Source organism: Roseovarius sp. A-2, from assembly GCF_002072155.1.
Taxonomy (GTDB): domain Bacteria; phylum Pseudomonadota; class Alphaproteobacteria; order Rhodobacterales; family Rhodobacteraceae; genus Roseovarius.
This window is the reverse complement of the sequence record NZ_BDIY01000005.1, coordinates 136110-154201: the sequence shown is the minus strand read 5'-3', so window position 1 is coordinate 154201 and position 18092 is coordinate 136110. Positions and strand designations below refer to the sequence as shown.

At 60.5% G+C, this 18092-nt stretch carries 12 protein-coding genes and 2 pseudogenes; 4 read left to right on the top strand and 10 right to left on the bottom strand.

Features of this window, described 5'->3' with window-relative positions; translation table 11 throughout:
- Positions 1-22: 22 nt before the first annotated feature.
- On the bottom strand, positions 23-3010 hold the full coding sequence (locus BHD06_RS09110) for a nidogen-like domain-containing protein (RefSeq protein ID WP_080456677.1): 2988 nt from the start codon (positions 3008-3010) through the stop codon (positions 23-25).
- A gap of 203 nt (positions 3011-3213) precedes the next feature.
- On the opposite strand from BHD06_RS09110, the pseudogene BHD06_RS09105 reads away from it, so the two are divergent.
- Together BHD06_RS09105 and BHD06_RS24250 are read left to right on the top strand one after the other, a co-directional pair.
- A pseudogene (locus tag BHD06_RS09105) lies at positions 3214-3504 on the top strand (transposase); the annotation flags it as partial.
- A gap of 147 nt (positions 3505-3651) precedes the next feature.
- A pseudogene (locus BHD06_RS24250) lies at positions 3652-3852 on the top strand (hypothetical protein); the annotation flags it as partial.
- Here BHD06_RS24250 and BHD06_RS09100 read toward each other — a convergent pair.
- The 3 genes from BHD06_RS09100 to BHD06_RS09090 all read right to left on the bottom strand — a co-directional run bounded on the left by BHD06_RS09100 (position 3839) and on the right by BHD06_RS09090 (position 6902).
- Entirely contained in the window at positions 3839-5332 is a 1494-nt protein-coding gene (locus BHD06_RS09100; RefSeq protein ID WP_080456676.1) for a tripartite tricarboxylate transporter permease, read from the bottom strand. The pseudogene BHD06_RS24250 and the gene BHD06_RS09100 sit on opposite strands and share 14 nt — an antisense overlap.
- Positions 5333-5339: 7 nt before the next feature.
- The gene (locus BHD06_RS09095) at positions 5340-5813 is read right to left on the bottom strand and encodes a tripartite tricarboxylate transporter TctB family protein (protein ID WP_080456675.1); all 474 of its coding nucleotides are present in this window, start codon (positions 5811-5813) and stop codon (positions 5340-5342) included.
- A gap of 120 nt (positions 5814-5933) precedes the next feature.
- On the bottom strand, positions 5934-6902 hold the full coding sequence (locus BHD06_RS09090) for a tripartite tricarboxylate transporter substrate binding protein (protein WP_080456674.1): 969 nt from the start codon (positions 6900-6902) through the stop codon (positions 5934-5936).
- Between the two features lie 206 nt (positions 6903-7108).
- Between BHD06_RS09090 and BHD06_RS09085 the strand changes: the two genes are divergently transcribed.
- Complete coding sequence (locus BHD06_RS09085; RefSeq protein ID WP_080456673.1) at positions 7109-8038, top strand: LysR family transcriptional regulator; 930 nt, start codon at positions 7109-7111, stop codon at positions 8036-8038.
- A 142-nt stretch (positions 8039-8180) separates the two neighbouring features.
- Here the strand turns inward: BHD06_RS09085 and BHD06_RS09080 are convergent, their stop codons facing one another.
- The 6 genes from BHD06_RS09080 to BHD06_RS09060 form a co-directional block, all read right to left on the bottom strand.
- The gene (locus tag BHD06_RS09080; protein ID WP_080456672.1) at positions 8181-9092 is read right to left on the bottom strand and encodes a dihydrodipicolinate synthase family protein; all 912 of its coding nucleotides are present in this window, start codon (positions 9090-9092) and stop codon (positions 8181-8183) included.
- Positions 9089-10264 carry an L-rhamnonate dehydratase gene (locus BHD06_RS09075; protein WP_080456671.1) on the bottom strand — a complete coding sequence of 392 codons (1176 nt, stop codon included), beginning with the start codon at positions 10262-10264 and terminating at the stop codon, positions 9089-9091. The genes BHD06_RS09080 and BHD06_RS09075 overlap by 4 nt, the downstream gene beginning before the upstream one ends.
- A 550-nt stretch (positions 10265-10814) precedes the next feature.
- Complete coding sequence (locus BHD06_RS23695) at positions 10815-10970, bottom strand: hypothetical protein (protein ID WP_176214318.1); 156 nt, start codon at positions 10968-10970, stop codon at positions 10815-10817.
- 132 nt (positions 10971-11102) lie between these two features.
- Positions 11103-13745 carry a TRAP transporter large permease subunit gene (locus tag BHD06_RS09070; RefSeq protein WP_080456670.1) on the bottom strand — a complete coding sequence of 881 codons (2643 nt, stop codon included), beginning with the start codon at positions 13743-13745 and terminating at the stop codon, positions 11103-11105.
- An 18-nt stretch (positions 13746-13763) separates the two neighbouring features.
- The gene (locus tag BHD06_RS09065; RefSeq protein WP_080456669.1) at positions 13764-14732 is read right to left on the bottom strand and encodes a TRAP transporter small permease subunit; all 969 of its coding nucleotides are present in this window, start codon (positions 14730-14732) and stop codon (positions 13764-13766) included.
- A 110-nt stretch (positions 14733-14842) separates the two neighbouring features.
- Positions 14843-15928 carry a TRAP transporter substrate-binding protein gene (locus BHD06_RS09060; protein WP_080456668.1) on the bottom strand — a complete coding sequence of 362 codons (1086 nt, stop codon included), beginning with the start codon at positions 15926-15928 and terminating at the stop codon, positions 14843-14845.
- 572 nt (positions 15929-16500) lie between these two features.
- On the opposite strand from BHD06_RS09060, the gene BHD06_RS09055 reads away from it, so the two are divergent.
- On the top strand, positions 16501-18081 hold the full coding sequence (locus BHD06_RS09055) for a gamma-glutamyltransferase family protein (RefSeq protein WP_080456667.1): 1581 nt from the start codon (positions 16501-16503) through the stop codon (positions 18079-18081).
- The last annotated feature ends 11 nt before the right edge of the window (positions 18082-18092 follow it).

The following is an 18092-nucleotide window of genomic DNA, read 5'->3' as shown; positions in this document are numbered from 1 at the left end:
CGCTATTTGTGTTTCGCCCCCCTCAGATAAAGCTGACCTCGTCGAGGATGGCATCGGTGAAGGTCACGCCCGCGAAGGTGAGCGTGTCGCGGCCGCCGAAGTCGAGGATCAGGAAGCCGTCATTGCCGAGCCTGGCAATATCCCGCAGATCCTCTGCATCGGGGCTGCCGCCGCCGAGGAGTGCGGCCTCGATCTGGATCGCATCCACCCCGTCCTGGAAATCCATCACCCGGTCTTCGCCGGAGCCTGCGCGAAACACGAAACTGTCCGCACCGCCGCCACCGATCAGCGTGTCGTTGCCCAGCCCGCCGTCGAGCGTATCGGCCCCGGCCCCGCCGAGGAGGAGATCAAACCGCCTGCCCCCGAGCAGATGGTCGTCGCCCGCCCCGCCGATCAGCAGGTCATCGCCCCCGCCGCCCTCGAGCCGGTCATTGTCCGCACCGCCGTCGAGGGTATCAAGGCCGATGCCGCCGATCAGAAGGTCATCCCCATCGTCGCCCGAGAGAAGATCGTCGCCGGCATTGCCTTCCAGCGTGTCGTTGCCCGAGCCACCCTCGAGCCTATCGAAGCCGCGAAGCCCCAGCAGCAGGTCGTTGCCCGCACCGCCGCGCAGGGCATCGAACCCGATACCGCCATTGAGTTCGTCATCGCCGTCGCCACCATTGAGCTCGTCATTACCAGCATTGCCAAGGAGCGTGTCATTGCCCGCGCCGCCGTTCAACTTGTCAAAGCCATTGAACCCCCGCACCAGGTCATTGCCGCCCCCTGCCTCGACCAGATCGAAGCCGATGCCGGAATTGATCACATCATCGCCCTCGCCCCCGTCGATCTTGTCATTGCCGCCTCGGGTCACGATCAGATCGTTGCCGGCCCCTCCGGAGACGGTGTTGAACCCGCTGCCGCCTTCGATGACATCGTCGCCATCGCCTCCGAACAGCCGGTCGGGCCCGCGGCCCGCACGAATCTGGTCATCGCCTGCGCCACCGCTGATCGTGTCCTGCCGGGTCGTGCCGATGAGCGTGTCATTACCATCAGTTCCCAAAAGGTTCACCGGGGCCGCGTCCTCGACCAGAACGGTCTCGGTCGCGAAAGGAGGCACATCTGCGGCCGACTGGAGAAAGGACGCATCACCGGTCAGACCGAAATCGAGCACGGCATTGTCGAAATTGGCCGTGCCCGGGACAAGCCCCGCCTCCAGAGCCGCCGACGTCGCCGCATCGCGCACGGACGGCGCAAGCATCTCGACATCGATGGTCCCGCCGGGGATCTCCGGACGATAGAACCCGTCCAGGCTTTCGCCCGCGTCATAGGTGAACAGACTGTCGGCCTCGGTGGCCACGCGCCAATCGTCGCGGAACGCCCCGTGCAGATCGGCAAAGCCGAAGGGCCGCGCCAGCACCGTGCCATCGGCACGGGCGACATCGTTGGCGGGATCGCCGTCGCCATCACCAAGCAGACCCTCGAGCTGGCCGAGACGCTCTTCGTTGAGGCGCAGATCGACATCAACCCGCCCGTCGCGCAGGGTGACCCGGATCTGGCTGTCGCCATCGCCGACGGTGCCATCGGCCCCGGCCAGCACGATCGTGTAAGTGTCACCCTCGCGGAAGATGCGGTCATTGCCGACATCGACGAATCCCAGATCCTCGATTTCGGTACCCACGCCGCCAACAGAGAGCGGCGTCGCATCAGTGGCGTCGATCATCACCGCAGTGCCGCCGAGATTGGCCGCGACCGCCGAAAATACGCTCGTCTGCTCCGCCACGGGCACCAGCCGCGCCTGCACCTCGAACGCGCTGTCAGTCCCGCGCAGGAGGACAAATTCGCCCGCCGCCCGAAAGTCGTAGCCGACCCCGTCCAGCGTCGCGAGATGCGCGCCGCCGCTGGCCGAGCCTCCGGCACCGGTCTGCGGCAGCGCTGGCAGGATCGTGTCCGGCGTGTCCGCGTTCCGGACGTTGAAATTCCAGATCCCGATCTCGCCGGTATTGCCGGGGGTTGTGTCAAGCCTGAGCATACCCGTGATACTGCCCGATTGCGGCAGCTGGAAAAAGCTGCCCTCTTCGCCGGTGCCGGCGGTGAAACCGGCCTCCGCCACGTTAACGACGGTATCAAAGGGAAAGAAGGAAAACTCGTCGTCGAAGACGTAGGCCCAGTTGACATCCTCATAGCGGAACTGGATATCGAAATCGCCACCCCCGCGATCTGTCAGAATGAGCTGAAACGCGTTGAACCCCCCCGGGCCGTCGAACGCCGCCACATCGTCCCAGGTCACGATGAACTGGTCGCTGAGCAGGTTGAAATCCCAGTGAACCAGATTGCTACCCTGCGAGGTGCCGCCCGGTGTCGGAGCGACCTCGCTCAGGAACGTGCTAACATCCGAGAAGAAGGGCGTGATTTCGGGATTGTCCGACACGGCGGGGATCGGCTCAGATCTGAAGCTGCTGCGGGGGGCGGCAAAGGTGACTGATCCGTTGTTGTTGATCCACAGCCCGTCATAGACCGTGCCGAAGAAATTCAGCCCGTCCTTGAACACCGGGGACAGGTCGATCCGCGCTGTCGAGCCGTCACCGGTGCGATCCAGGAAATTCTCGCCAAAACCGAATGCTCCGCCGAGACCGTCCACCAGGGCAGGGCTGCTCCCTATCGGATCGAGCAGCACATCCGTGGTGGCATCGTCGAACTGAAGCCGTTCGATCCCTGTCAGGCGATCCAGCCCACCGATCAATGTATTGGTGACAATCGTGGTGCTGCCTAAATCATCCTCAAACAGCTCGCTGTCGTAGTCGGCCACAGACCCCGAGAAAACGGCGGTGTCGACGCCCGGCCCGCCATCCAGAGTATCGTCACCCGGCCCGCCGCTCAGGGAATCGTCGCCTGACCCTCCATCCAGACTGTCGTTGCCGGGATTGCCGATGAGGGAGTCATCCCCGCCCAGTCCGAAAATCGTGTCGTCATCAAAAGTCCCGAACAGGTTCTCCGCCTCTTCGGTTCCGGTTATAAGGTCGCCTTCCATGAGTAATGTCTCCTTTCAAATACCGCGACCAGTATGCAACTTTAGAGCCAGAAATCAATTTTTTCGGGAACCCGGTCGACGCCGACATCCATGGCATGGCCTGATCGCATTGCGGAAAACAGCCCCGCCCTCAGGCCATCAGATAAAGCTCACATCGCCCAGAATGGCGTTGGTATTGGTGATGCCGGTGGGGGGTGAGCGTGTCGTTGTCGCCGAGAGTGATCTCGCGACTGACCGGGGAGTGGCAGCCAGAATATGACCATCGGACGCGCTGCGATCTCGCGGCACGGCGCTACGTCTACATGTGGGCCGATGGGGTCTATTTCCAAGCCCGCATGGAGCCGAAAGCCGAGTGTATGCTGGTCATTCCTGGGGCCAAACCCGAACGAAAGGAGGAGCTTGTGGGCTTCCAGGTAGGCGTTCGCGAGAGCGCGCAGAGCTGGCGTGAACTGTTGGTCGACATCAAGGCCCGCGGCCTCAAGGTGCCGCCTGAAGGGTGCAAGCCAGTTGCCTTTGGTTGTCGCAGGCGTCAAATTCACCGGCGGTGCCGCCGCAAACGACACCGAGAACCGCGCAGCTTGATCAGGCCATATGACTCAAAATCGCGGATTGCTCGACCGGCTCCGCAGGTGGGTGGCATGGTCGACGGATCACGAGACCGCAAAGGTCTAGCAATCTCGACCGCCCGCGCGGAAGGCTGCGTGAATGACATCGCAAATATGCGCATAGGCAAGAAAAGGCGCATGCGCGGGTCACCTCGCGGCGCTCACCGTATCGCATCGAAGAATGGCCGCATGACCCCCAAGTTTTTCTCCAGTCCCATTAAATCTAGGACGCGCTAATTCTTCTGCGCCGCCACACCAGCGGGACTAGCGGAATGAGCCATATCGCAATGGTGAAAATACCGAGCCCCGCAGCGATGGGTCGCTCGAAGAAGGCGGCGAAACTGCCGTCGGATTTGATCATCGACGTGACGAAGTTCTGCTCCAACATTGGGCCTAAAACCAGCCCGAGGATGGCCGGTGCAATGGGGATGTCGTTCTCTTCCATCAGGAAGCCGACGATCCCGAAAACTAGCATCACCCCGATGCCGAAGACCGAATTATTGATGGCAAACGATCCAACGATGCAGAACATCAGAATGATCGGCATCAAGATCTTTGTCGGGATCGACAGAACATGACGCGCGCCTTTGATCGCAACCCAACCAAGCGGCAGCATCATCAGATTAGCCAGCAGGAACACGATAAACACTGCATAGATCATCTCAGGCTGGGTGACGAAGATCATCGGCCCGGGGTTGAGGCCCTTGATGTACAGCACGCCGATGACGATGGCGGTGATGGAGTCACCGGGGATACCGAAGACTAGGGCGGGGATCCAAGCGCCGCTCATCGCGCCGTTATTCGATGCGCCAGCTTCGACTAGGCCCTCAACATGCCCGGCGCCGAATTTTTCAGGCGTTTTCGAGAATTTCTTCGAGACGGCATAGGAAATCCAGGCCGCGATGTCGGCACCGGCACCAGGCAGCGCGCCGATCGCCGTGCCCAAAACGCCGCCCCGCAGCGCTTGAACGGGATACTTCTTGAGATTATTGAATTGCTGCCGGAAGATGCCCCGACTGCTGGTTTTCGGGGGGGCTTCGGCTTCCCTGCGGTGGATGAAGCCTCGGATCACCTCGGATACGGCGAAAAGGCCGATCATCGCGGGGATGAACTGCACGCCAGCCATCATCTCTACACTGCCGAAAGTGTAGCGTGGCACGCCGGCCGGATTGTCGAGCCCGATGGTTGCGGCGAAGAGACCGATGAACAGTGCGATCAACCCGCGCGCTGACGAACCTGGAGAGATGAAAACCGCGCAGGACAGCCCCAGCACCACAAGCCAGAAATATTCGAAGGACGAGAATTTGAGCGCGACCTCGGCCAACATGGGCGACATGGTGATGAGCACCAGTGTCCCGAATATCCCGCCGAGCGAAGAAAAGACCAGGAATGCGCCAAGCGCCAACTCGGGTTTACCTTTGCGGGTCAGGGCATAGGCATCCTGGACATAGGCGGCACTGGCGGGTGTGCCAGGCATACGTAGCAGCGTTCCGGGGATGTCGCCGGCGAAAATCGCCATGGCGGTAGCGGTCACAATGGTGGCGATGGCGGGTACGGGATCCATGAAGAAGGTCACTGGGACAAGCAGCGCTGTCGCCATGGTCGCCGTCAGGCCTGGTATCGCCCCCACGAACATTCCGAAGACGGCCGAGCAGAAGATGATTCCTAAGACATAGGGTTGAAAGACGAGACTGACAGCTTCGATCACGGTCGACATCAGAATATCACCACAGGAATGAGAAGAACGCACTGCGGGGCAACGGAACAAGGAGCAGCTTTCCGAAACTCTGCTGGATGGTGACGGTGGCCAGCGCCGAAACGATTACCGCAACGGGCAAGCGCGTACCGAGCGTCAACATGGCCGCAAGCATTAATACGAAAGCTGTCGAAACGAAGCCCAGGATGGGCGACACAAGGATATAGCCCAGAATCAGCGCCAAAACGCAGGCAGCGCGCGCCAAGGCGGCGCCGCTGCGGGTCCAGTCGGCAAGCCGGAAACCGAGGTTCCTATCCTCCGACAGGATTGCCTGGACGATTATGAACAGCCCCACCAGGACGGTAACAGCGGCAACGGCGCGTGGCATCGTGCCTGCGCCATATGCTTGGCCTGGGATGGCCTGGAAGTTCATGGCGGACAGGAAGATTGTGATCCCGCCAAGCAGGGTCAGAATCCCGAGGGTCAGATCGGTAACACGCATCAAGACGTCCTTCGACTCTGCATCCTGGTTAGCCGAGCGGGCATGGCCGGGACAGGAAGATGCTGCAAATGCCAGGGGCGTGGTGTTTTCTTACAGCCACGCCCCGGAGCCTGCGCGGGTTCATTTCGCCAGGCCGGCCTTCTTCATCACTTCGCCGAAGGCGGCATCGTCGTCGGCGACGATCTTCGTCGCGTCTTGTCCTGCCGCCCAACGAAGTCCGAAGCCCCTGTCATTCATGAAGGTCTGGTATTCATCAGAGTTATAAGCAACCTCCACGGCAGTCTCGAGCTTGGTCTTTACGTCGTCAGGCAGGCCATCCGGCGCAACGACCGACCGCCAGACAGCGACGGTCCAGTCCGACCCAGTAGTTTCGGCCAAGGTCGGGACGTCGGGGAAGGCATCCTGACGTTCTGCGGACATGGTCGCCAAAGGCGTTACGCGATTCGCCTCGATCATCGCGAGGCCTTCGGCCAATGAGGACGGCACGATATCGACGCCACCTGCAACCATGTCGGTTAAGCCCGGCGCCGCGCCTTGGCTCGGCACGAATGTCACCTGATCCGCCGGAAGGTTCTCGGACAGAAGCCAACCGGCTAAACCGACGTGCCAGATTCCGCCCTGACCGGTACCGCTGGCCTTGAAGGTGCCTTTGGGCTCGGTCTTGATCGCTTCGAGCAGAGCTTCGACACTGTCATATCCGGAATCGGAAGATACCATCAGACCGCCCGGATCGGCATTGACGATGGCAAGGATGTCGTAATCTTTGTAGGTGAGTTCGGTCAGACCCTGCCAGTGCATCATATCGATCTCGATCGTCATGATCCCGATAGTGTAGCCGTCGGGTTTGGCATTGGCGATGGCGCTGTGGCCGACCACACCCGAGCCGCCGGTGCGGTTCACCACATTCACCGGCACGCCAAGCTCTTTCTGGATCTCAGCACCTAGAATACGTCCCACGGCGTCGGTCCCACCGCCGGCCCCCCACGGTACGACCAACTGTATAGGCCGGTCGGGATAACCCTCGGCCTGAACGGCAGTAGTGAGCGCCAGAAGCGCGCCCATGGCGGCTGCAAATTTCGTGAATCCCATAGTGTTCCTCCTCCTTGATGATGTTGTATCCAGCCGAGGGTATTGCGTACCTCCCAGCCCCTCGAACGTCATTAACCCGTATGCCGACCCCTCCCGATCGGCACCTCCTGCATTGACACTAGCCAGAGAAGCGATAACGTCCTAATGAATAAATACGCGGCAATGATCGTGAAACACGATCGGTCGAGCGAGCCCTCGGAAGATCCATGGCGCGAGATATTGCAAGCAATCTGAAGGTCAGGCAACTGTCACTAATTGTGGCGTTGTCCGACCATGGTACGACGCATCGCGCGGCCGCCGCGCTGAACATGACGCAATCGACGGCCTCCAAGATGCTGCGCGATGTCGAAGAGCTATTCCAAGCCGCCTTGTTCGAGCGTCATGCCAGAGGGCTGAAGCCGACGCCCTTGGGCGAGTTTGCCATCAGCAATGCCCGCAATCAGTTGACAGGCTTGCAGCGGTTCGCCGACGACTTCCGCGCCCGGCGGGCCGGGGGTTATGGCACACTCAAGATTGGTGCAATCGCAGGTGCGGGACTAGATTTGATGTTCCGATCCTTGGCCAACATCAAACGCAAGCGCCCGCAGCTGACGATAACGCTGCACGGCGAAACCAGCGATACCGTATTGAACATGCTCGAAAACGAAGAGTTGGATCTTGTTGTCGGTCGATTCAGCTCCGAGCGTCATAGTCAGCTATTCGAATTCGAACCGCTTGCAGAAGAAAAGCTGATCATCGTGGCCCGTTTCGGTCATGCACTACAGGATCGCGTGATCAACGATCTAGCGGACTTGGTGGATTGGCCCTGGATTCTCCAGAATCAGTCCACACCGGCCCGCAAGGCGCTGGATCTCGCTTTCGTCAAAGCCGGGCTGCGGTCGCCTGATAATGTAATAGAATGCTGCTCTTTGCTGTCGATCCTAAGCCTTGTGCAGGTATCGGACGCAGTAGCGCTTTTGCCGTCCTCGTTGGTAGAAGCCCATCTCAAAGCCGGGCTTTTCACGGAATTGCCGATGCTATCTGAGATAAGGCTAGAGAAATTCGGTTTGGTCACATGGAAGGGCGAGCCTTTGAGCGAAGCAGCCCGCGAATTCGCAGATCTCCTGCGGATGAATGCCGCAAACGGTGACGCATAAAGATTGGTTCTGGTAGATTGGCTCCTCTATTTGCCGCGGCCTTGATGGTGTGGTCACCCCAACCATCAAGGCCCACCAGAATGCTCTGGTTATTGCAGTAAGGCGTGTATATCCATCTATTCATCAAAACCTTGTCGTACGTTCATCGGCCCCAACGCAGGACCAACGGATCGACTGGTTTTAGTAAGTCCATCAGGCGGGCGCGTATAGCTGGGTGAAGTGGGTCGGTAGGCTGCCGACAGAACTCCGATTTGATCACACCACCTTCAACCATCGCCGCTTTGCAAGAGCGCCAACCGCATTGTCGATTTTCATGATTGATCACCATTGCAATCCTACTATAGGCTGCGGTTGATCGGGCAACGTCGCCAGCGCGGTGCAATTCGATGACCGGTTTGATCTGATCAACGATCATACCGCTGGTCATTGACCCGGTGGCCCCGGCATCCAGATCCGCTAGCAAGGTGATTCCCTCTTCACCGTCGAACGGCCCCTCAATGGCATCGCCACCTTCGGCTATCAGCGCACGCAGCTTGTTGGCCGCCTGCGGGCATTCGATCTTGAACAGCTTCACCATTTCGATCTCGCGGGCCATCCTGATCAACAGCGAAACCGGCAAATCGACGCCTGAAAGCGGTGCATCCTGTACCATGATCGGAATACCGACCTCGCCCACGGCTCGGAACTGATCGAAAGTCTGCTGGGGCGACCCCTTCAGCAATGCGCCGTGATAGGGCGGCATCATCATTACAATGGCAGCGCCCAATGCCTTGGCATGAACGGCGCGCTCTACCGCGATCTGTGTGGCATAGTGGCTAATCGTTACGATCACAGGCACCCGGCCAGAGACATGTTCAAGGCAGAGCCGTGTCAAAATCTCGCGCTCGGCATCCGAAAGCAAAAACTGCTCTGAATAGTTGGCGAGAATGCAGATGCCATCGGCACCCTGATCAATGAGGCAATCGAGAACACGCTTCATTCCCTCGGTATCGAGCGAACCGTCATCGTGAAAAGGCGTGGGGGCAACAGGCCAGATGCCTTCATATCGGGTCATTCGAATACCTCGAAATGTTCGAGGTGCTCGTCCGATATACTGATGCCAAGGCCGGGTTGGTCATCGTCAAGCTGAAGAAAACCATCTTTGGCTTCGGCATCACCATCAAAGATATAGTAGAACAACTCGTTGCCCACTTCGACGTCGAAGACAGGAAAATATTCACTCATCGGGCAATTGGTATTAGCCATGGTCAGGTGGTAGTTGTGCATCTGCCCAGCGTGAGGAATGACCGGGATCTGCGCGGCCTCGGCAATCGCGTTAATCTTCTGCGCAGCAGTAATGCCACCTACGCGGTTGGTGTCATATTGAAGCACGCTCACGGCCTTGCGGCGGATCAGCTCGGCACAGCCGATGACAGAGAACTCATGCTCCCCGCCAGAGATCGGAACGATGCCCATGGCGTTCAACTCTGCATAGCCAGCCACATCATCCGCGATAACCGGCTCTTCCAGCCATCGCGGCTCGAATTTCGCTAGCTTAGGCAGCATCCGCTTGGTGTAGTCGAGGTTCCAGCCCATGTAACACTCAAGCATCAGGTCTTTGTCGTAGCCAATGACCTCACGCAACGCTTCGACCCGTTTTATGTTTTCGCGCATCCCCTGCATGCCCTCTTTGGGCCCGTAGCCAAAGCGGGACTTAAAACCGGTGTAACCGTGTTTCATCGCGGCTTCCGCTTCCGCTTGCATCGTCTCCACGGGGCCCGCGTAAAGTTTAGAATAATAGACTGGAATCTTCTCCTTCGTGCGACCACCAAGAAGCTTGAACACCGGTTTGCCAACCAGTTTTCCCATCAGGTCCCAGATCGCGATGTCAATGGCAGAAATCGCTGTCATGCCAATGCCCTTGCGACCCCAAGCATGGGTGCGCCGATACATCTTTTCCCACAGATAGGCATAATCAAATGGATCTTCGCCGATCACCAAGGGGGCGTACCAGTCGTCGATGGCCTTTTTTACCACAGTGGGCGCAAGCGCCGCGTTCCCGATCCCTACCGTGCCATCTTCGGCCTCAACCTCGCAGGTCAACCATTGATGGAACCGGAATGATGCCATTGCATCACCTCTCACCCAGAGCGCGTCGGAGGCATTGGTGCAGAAGTTGCCGGTAGGTGGAACAGTTGGCCCTGTCCAGTTCCAGACGCGGGTACGGACCGATTTGATCTTTGTCATAGTGAGTTTCCGTTATTGCGTTATCAACAGCGGGGCGGGCTTTGGCAAATTGGGTAAACACGTCGGACGCCTGCAGCGTCGCGCGAACGACATTATCCCGTATGACCGCCCCCTCCCGATCAGCTTCCTTGACAGTGATACTAGCCAGCGGAGCGATAACATCCCAATGAATAAATGTGTGCTTTCGATCGCGAAATGCGATCGGTTGAGCGAGCCCTCGGGAGCTCCATAGCGCTGGCTATTGCAGAAAATCCGAAGGGTGTTGCCCCGGCTGCGGATCTGTCAATTCACAGTGCTTTAGACGGCTAGTGGCTGTGTCCCGTGAGGTGGTGTAAGAGGCCGCGCGCGGAGCCCTCAGGCGCAACTTTATGGTGTTGCGCTAATTGCCCACTGATTGCCTCCTCGCTTTTATAGAACTTGGCGATGCGCTTGAGCTCTTCGACGGTGAAGCGATCCGCGTCGATTGCGATCAGGGCACCACGCGGCTAGACCGCCCCGATCAGATGAATCGGCTCCTGATTACAGATTTCAAGGTTGCCGGTATCCAGCGTCACGGCAACCTCGTATCGACAAGAGGTTTTGGACGATCCAGCCGCGCACGCCAACCGGCCAACCGCCGGAACGTGTCGCGGTCGATGCGCGCCCGTCCAAGTGTCGTGCCCTCGATCACATAGAGTATCCCGCCCCGCGATGCCGGAGAGACCATTTCGAACACGTCCGTGAATCGCGGGCTTTCCTAGATGGCCCTCGCATCCCAAGAGTTAACCACAGACCGGCGAAGATCGCCCCGGTGCGCGGGGCATGGCCATCGATCGAGGACCGTCGGCCATGCCATCCGCTAGAAGTTCAGCGAGATATCACGATGCTCGGCATTGCAGGAGGCAACGAAGAGCGCCTGCTCACGCGGCAATCTTGGCTGCTGGCGCAAGCCGATGGTGCCGCTGATTGCGGCCTTGTACTCTCTCAGATCGTCCAGCAATTCGTCTTGCGCCCGCGTACGCCACTCCACTTCGGACTCGAAGAGCGTGCGTGCCTCGGCGATATACTCGGCGGCGCGTTCGGGATCGGGCGACCTGTCGTCGATCTCGCGACGCGCATCCGAGAGTAGCCGACGGATGTCATTCGCACCGGCGACGTCGCCGAACGACCGCTCGACCTCCTTGAAGCGTGCATCGGCGGTTTCACGGTCCATATCCGGCGCATCGGCGGCGAGCGCGGCGATCTGGTCGTCGAGAGCGGCAAGTGTGTCCGCCGTCGCGACGACATCAATCAGCTCCTGAACCGGCTCATAGGCCTGATCCACCGTGCGGCGATACAGGCCGCGCGCGCGCCGGTCAGCAGAGGTGATCTGGCCATAGGCCGTTTGCAACGCTTTCCACTCTTCGGGAACCTGCTCGAGCAACGCCTCGCGTTCGGCTTCCATCTTGTCGACCCGCGCCTGTAGCGCCTCGGTATCGCCAAAGCCGCGTTTGATCTGCACACGCAAATCCTCAAGCTCGGCCTGAATCCTGCGCGCATCGCCTTGCAGGGCGCGGACAATCGTGTGTTGCGGGCGGTAATCGACCGCCTTTTCGTCCAGTTGTTGCCTGATCTCTTCGATCTCGTCGATCATCGGGAACGCGCTGCGGGCTTTCTCCAGGCCGTCCTCGAAATCTTCGCGCAGATTTTCAGGCAGGTAAGCGAGATCGAGCCGTTCCGCCCGCTCGATGGCGGCCAGGATGCTGTCGCCGTTGCGCTCGAATTCCTGAGCGATGTAGTTCTCGACGCAATATTGCAGCGCCGGATTGATCGGCGGCGGCGCGGTTTCGGCGGTCAGCGAGCTGCGCATGGGCAGGTAATTCACCAGCGGCGGATATGCGGCGACGATGAACAGCGCCACGATCTGCAGGGCGATGAAGGGCAAAACCCCGATATAGATCTGGATCGTCTTGACCGCCTTGGAGGCGACGCCGCGCAGGTAGAACAGCGCAAAGCCGAAGGGCGGCGTCAGAAACGATGTCTGGATGTTGAGGCCGATCATGACGCCCAACCAGACCGCCGTGATGTTCGCCTCGGGATCGGCCAGCAGGATCGGCGCGACGATCGGCACCACGACCACGGCAATCTCGATGAAATCGAGAAAGAAGCCCAACACGAAGATCACCATCATGACGATCGCGAATTTCATCCAGAAGCCGCCGGGCAGCCCTTCAAGGAAATGCTTGACCAGTTCCTCGCCGCCGAACGCCCGGAACGCAGAGGTCAGCATCGCAGCCCCGAGAAGAATGATGAACACGAGTGACGTTGTCTTTGCGGTATCCAGCATGACCCCGGTCAGGGCACCGTCGTTGACATAGGCGCGGTATCCGCTCCAGATGACCGCAATGGTAATCATAACCACACCGAAAATGGCCAGATTGATGCCGAATGCATCCTCGGCGTTCCGGATGTTCTGCACGTTCGTGTTGTAATTCGACAGGACGAAGGCGATCAGTCCAAGCCCGGCCAGCGCCATGATCGCGGGCACGAATTGCAGCCTGCCGCCGGGATGGAGCCGGTAACCGGCCATGACCATCGCGCCCACGGCCCCGATAGCCCCGGCTTGGTTGACCGTCGCGATCCCCCCGATGATCGACCCCAGCACCATCATGATGAGCGTGAGGGGCGGCACCATCGCTAGCAGGATCTTGCCCACGAACCGAAGGTCGAACTGGCCCCCGTGATGGACGGCAGGCGCAAGCCGCGGGCGCAGGATGGCCACGGTCAGGATGAACAGGATATAGAGGCTGACAAGCACCAGCCCTGGCACCAGAGCGCCGAGGAACATGTCTCCTGCGCTCGTCGAAACCACGGCGTATTCGGACGGCATCATCAACTCGCCAGTGACCTCCTTGTAGAGCGTCTGACGCATCTGCCCGGCCTGATCTACCGCCGAGGCCAACTGGTCAGCGAGAATGATCAGCACAATCGAGGGCGGAATGATCTGACCGAGCGTGCCTGAAGAGGCGATGATACCTGTGGAGAGCGAATTGGAATAGCCGTTGCGCATCATCGCCGGAAGCGAGATCAGGCCCATGGCCACAACCGTCGCGCCGACGATCCCGGTGGTGGCGGCCAAGAGCGCACCCACGACAACGACCGAGATGCCCAGACCGCCGGGCACCGGGCCAAAGAGTTGCGCCATGGTGACCAGAAGATCCTCGGCGATCTTCGAGCGTTGCAGCATGATGCCCATGAAGATGAACAGCGGAATCGCGATCAGCGTATCGCGTTCAGGCTCCCAGTAGACGCCGCGCAGGTTGGTCACCCCGGCGCTCAACCACTGCGAGGGGCCACCGGATCCGAAATAGGCGTCGACGCCGCCCCCGAAGAGATACCCCGCGCCGGAGGCCAGCAGGATCGTGAGGATCGCCGAACCGGGAAGCGCGAACGCCACCGGATAGCCCGAGCCGAGCGCGGTCGCCATGATCACGATGAGAAGAAGAAGGAAGAACAGTTCCATCAGGTCGGGCCTTATCTCTTACATGATTTCGGCATGCGTCTCGCGCGCGCCGGGTTCGCCGCGCTTGTCGGCGACGGCCTCGAAGAATTGCGCAACGAACTGGACCATCATCGTAACGGCAAAGACCCCGAGGAACCCGGCCATGAAATATTTGACATACATGCCAAAGCCGGCCTGCGTGACCTCGAAGACCAGGATCGGCCCGACAATGACGCTCGAAGACGAGCCGAAGCCCAGGATGAGGATGGTCCAGCACAGCAGCATGCCCAGCAGGACCGCACCGCACGCGTTGACCCGGCCCTTTCTCTCGCGCCGCATGCTGGCATAGAACAGATCGACGCGCACATGCCCGTCCTCCAGCAGCGTATAGGCGGATGCGAAAAGGAAAAGCGCGCCGTACCAGAACCGCACAAGATCGGCCATGAAGGCCTGTTCATAGGAAAACACGAAGCGGCTGAACACGATCAACAGTTCCGCGATCACCACCAGAAGCGAAAGCCAGATGAACCCGAGCGACCGCGTGACAGCCGCGATCAGGATGCCGAGGATCACCAGCGGCGTGTGAAAATAGAGGCCGCGAAACTCTGCCCGGCCAAGGTTTCCGGCCAGATCCGCGCCCACCATGCCCTCCAGCATGTTGTTGACGCGCAGAAAAGACACCACGGCATCGCCCAGCCCGACGAGCAGCACGACCCAGAACGCCCCACGGACGAGGAAAGTGTTGAAGGTTATGATGCCCGCCGCCTCCGAGCGAAGCGTTCTGTCAGGCGTCTTCAGCACATGCCATATGCCTAGCGTGATCGCGGCGAAATAGAGCGCGATCTGGATAAATCCCATCAGGCCGCCGCCGGAGAATGCGGACGTGGCCCCCGGAAAATCGAACCAGAATTTCAGGATCGCGTTAAGCAAGAATGCGACCATGAGACTGAGCATGGTCCAGCCGAATATTCGAACCAGCGGCGCCGGTGCGCCCTGTGACTCCATCATCCGGTCTCCCCCGTCCCTTGTTTATTGGATATTTGGTGGGTCGGGCCGGATGAATATCCAGCCCGACCGTGACTGACGGGCAAACCGCCAGCGATCCCGCGCATTCCGCGTCAGATCTTCAGGTAGCGGTTCCGCTTGGCGACATAGGGGGCGTCGGAAAGGTTCGACCAGGCACCCACATTGTTGCGGACCTCAAGGAAGCTGTCGATGATCTCAGCTGCCAAGGGGCTGTGATCGCGGGCTTCCTCGATCACTTCGGTCGCCGCATCGCCAAAGGCCTCGTAGACGTCATCGTTGAACTCGCGCAGCTCAACGCCGTACTCGTTGATCAGGCGGTTCAGGTAGACACCGTTGTTGTAGTTGGTCTCGGCGGCCTGCAGCGCGTTTTCCTCGGCGCAGGCGGCGGTCAGGATGCGCTTGTCGTTGTCAGACCGGGCTCCCCACCACTCGGCATTGAAGCCCATGCTGAGCTGGCTGCCCGGTTCGTGCATGCCCGGCCAGTAATAATACTTCGCCGCCTCGTAGAGCTTGAGGAAGAAGTCGTTCCAAGGACCGACCCACTCGGTCGCGTCGATGGCACCAGAGACGAGGTTCTCGTAAATCTGTCCACCCGGTAGCGAGACCGGCGAGGCGCCGACCTTGGCCATGACGTCACCGCCAAGACCCGGAATACGCATTTTGAGCCCCTTGAGGTCTTCAGCTGAGTTGATCTCCTTGTTGAACCAACCGCCCATCTGCACGCCGGTATTGCCACAGGGCATGCCACGGATGCCGAACTCGGCACCGAGTTTTTCCAGCAATGCCTGGCCGCCGCCGAATTTCATCCAGGCGTCGATCTCGGTATAGGTCAGGCCGAACGGAACGGCGGTGAAGGGCGCCCAGCCCGGATGCTTGCCTTTCCAGTAATAATCGGCCCCGATATAGGCGTTGGCATTGCCCGAGGCGACTTCGTCAAAGCTGTCGAACGCGCCAACGCGCTCGCCAGCGGCGAAATACTGAACGGCGAAGCGGCCTTCGGTCAGCTCTTCGATCCGGGCGGCAAGCCGTTGGGCGCTTGTTCCCAGACCCGGAAAATCCCGTCCCCACGTGGACACGATGACCAGATCAGTGCGCTCTTGCGCGATTGCCGGGGCCGCGAGTGTCGCAGATGCGACCGCACCCCCCGTCGCAACCTTTAGAAACTTGCGTCGTTCCATAAATTTTCTCCTCCTGTTGCACCCGTCTTTGATGACGGGCGTTCTTTTAGTTGGTTAGTGCCGGTTACATGACCATCGAATCGGATGAAATGGAAGCCTCGTTTCGCCTGTTGCGACCGAAAATTCCGACGCATAGTTGCAAATGGGTGCCACTGGCACCGCAACTTTGAACTGGTCGGGCGCGACCGTCGCGTGTTTCGCAATTCTTGCCCACAAAACAGGCGGAAAGCCGGGTTCTTGGGCACATGTCGGTTGATTGCGAAACGCGTCTCCCGAAGTCCGGGCCGCTTATCCGGTCTTGCGAACGCAATGTCCCTCGCCCCGGGCCAGTGAAGTCGAAGCAGCGCTCGCGACCATGTGACATCATCCGAGCGCCGCTCGCACAACGACCGCGCGACATATCATGCCCCGTGGCATGGCACGGGAGGCTGGCAGTCGTGGTGCGGTCGCGCTAAGGGTGTGACACAATCGCAGACCAATGGCCCTCCAGCCAGGGATCATGCCACGGATCGAGCGATAAACATATCTCCCGACGCCCCGAGAGGGGCTCACAGTCAAATGGATGAGAAACGATGCTGCACTCTGCTCTGGGTTTCGAAGGCGCGCTGAGCGCCCCGCACCGTGCCGCCGCCCTGGCCGGGCGTGATGTGCTGCGCGAGGGCGGCACGGCGGTGGAGGCAATGGTCGCAGCCGCCGCCACGATCGCCGTGGTCTATCCGCATATGAACGGCATCGGCGGCGACGGGTTCTGGCTGATCAAGCGCCCGGGCGAGGCACCCGTAGGCATTTTTGCCGGCGGGCAGGCGGCGGCGCTGGCGACGCCTGACTGGTACGCAGCCCAAGGCCACACACAGGCGATCCCCGCGCGCGGCGGGTTGGCGGCGCTGACCGTGCCCGGCACGGTCGGCGGCTGGCAGGCGGCGCTTGATCTGCATGCAACACGCCTGCCGCTGGCCCGGCTTCTGGCCCCGGCCATAAAATATGCACAAGACGGCATCGCCGTAACCGGCAACCAATCCCGCACCACCGCCGAAAAGCTCGACGGGCTGCGCCAGATTCCGGGCTTTGCCGAGACATTCCTGCTGGAGGGCGCGGTACCCGCGCCCGGTGCCCGGCTGCGGCAGGCCGCGCTTGGCAACACCCTGCGACATTTGGCGGAGAATGGGCTGGACACGTATTACAAGGGGCCGCTGGCCGCGTCCCATGCCGCCTGGCTTGAAGCGCATGGCAGCCCGCTGCGCGAAAGCGACTTCGCCGATTACGCGGCAGAGCGGGTCACCCCCTTGAGTGTGCAGACATCGCACGGGCGGCTCTACAACATGACCCCTCCGACGCAGGGCGTGGCATCGCTGATGATCCTTGGCCTCTTCGACCGTCTGAACGTGGCGCAGGGTGAAGGCTTCGATCATGTCCATGGGTTGATCGAGGCCACCAAACAGGCCTTCATCAAGCGCAATGCCGAATTGGGCGATCACACGCATATGTGCAGCCCCGCGCAGGACTGGCTGAGCGGTGCCACGCTAGACGAGATGGCCGCACGCATTGATCCCAAACAGGCCCTGCCCTGGCCGCACGAGCCCAAGGCGGGTGACACGATCTGGATGGGGGCGTGCGATCGTGATGGCACGGTGGTCAGCTTCATCCAGTCGGTTTTCTGGGAGTTCGGCTCCGGTCTGACCTGCCCGGACACCGGCGTGTTCTTCCAGAATCGCGGCGCAGGGTTCTCGCTCGCCCCGGGGGCGAATCAACTGGCACCTGGCAAGCGCCCTTTCCACACGCTCAACCCTGCGATGGCCGAACTCTCTGACGGGCGCGTGCTGTCTTACGGCACCATGGGCGGCGAGGGACAGCCGCAAACGCAATCGGCCATCTTCACGCGGCATGTGCAGTTCGGCATGGATTTGCAGTCCGCCATCACCGCGCCTCGCTGGCTTTTGGGCAAGACATGGGGACAGGACACGACGACCCTGAAACTGGAGGACCGGTTCGATCCGGCGCTGGTCGCGCGGTTGCGCGAGGCCGGGCATGATGTCGAACTGATCGCGCCCTATTCGGACCTTGCAGGCCATGCCGGGGCGGTGGTGCATCACCCGTCGGGCCTGATCGAGGCGGCATCCGATCCGCGCTCGGACGGGGCCGCGATCACCGATTGATCCGGGTCCTC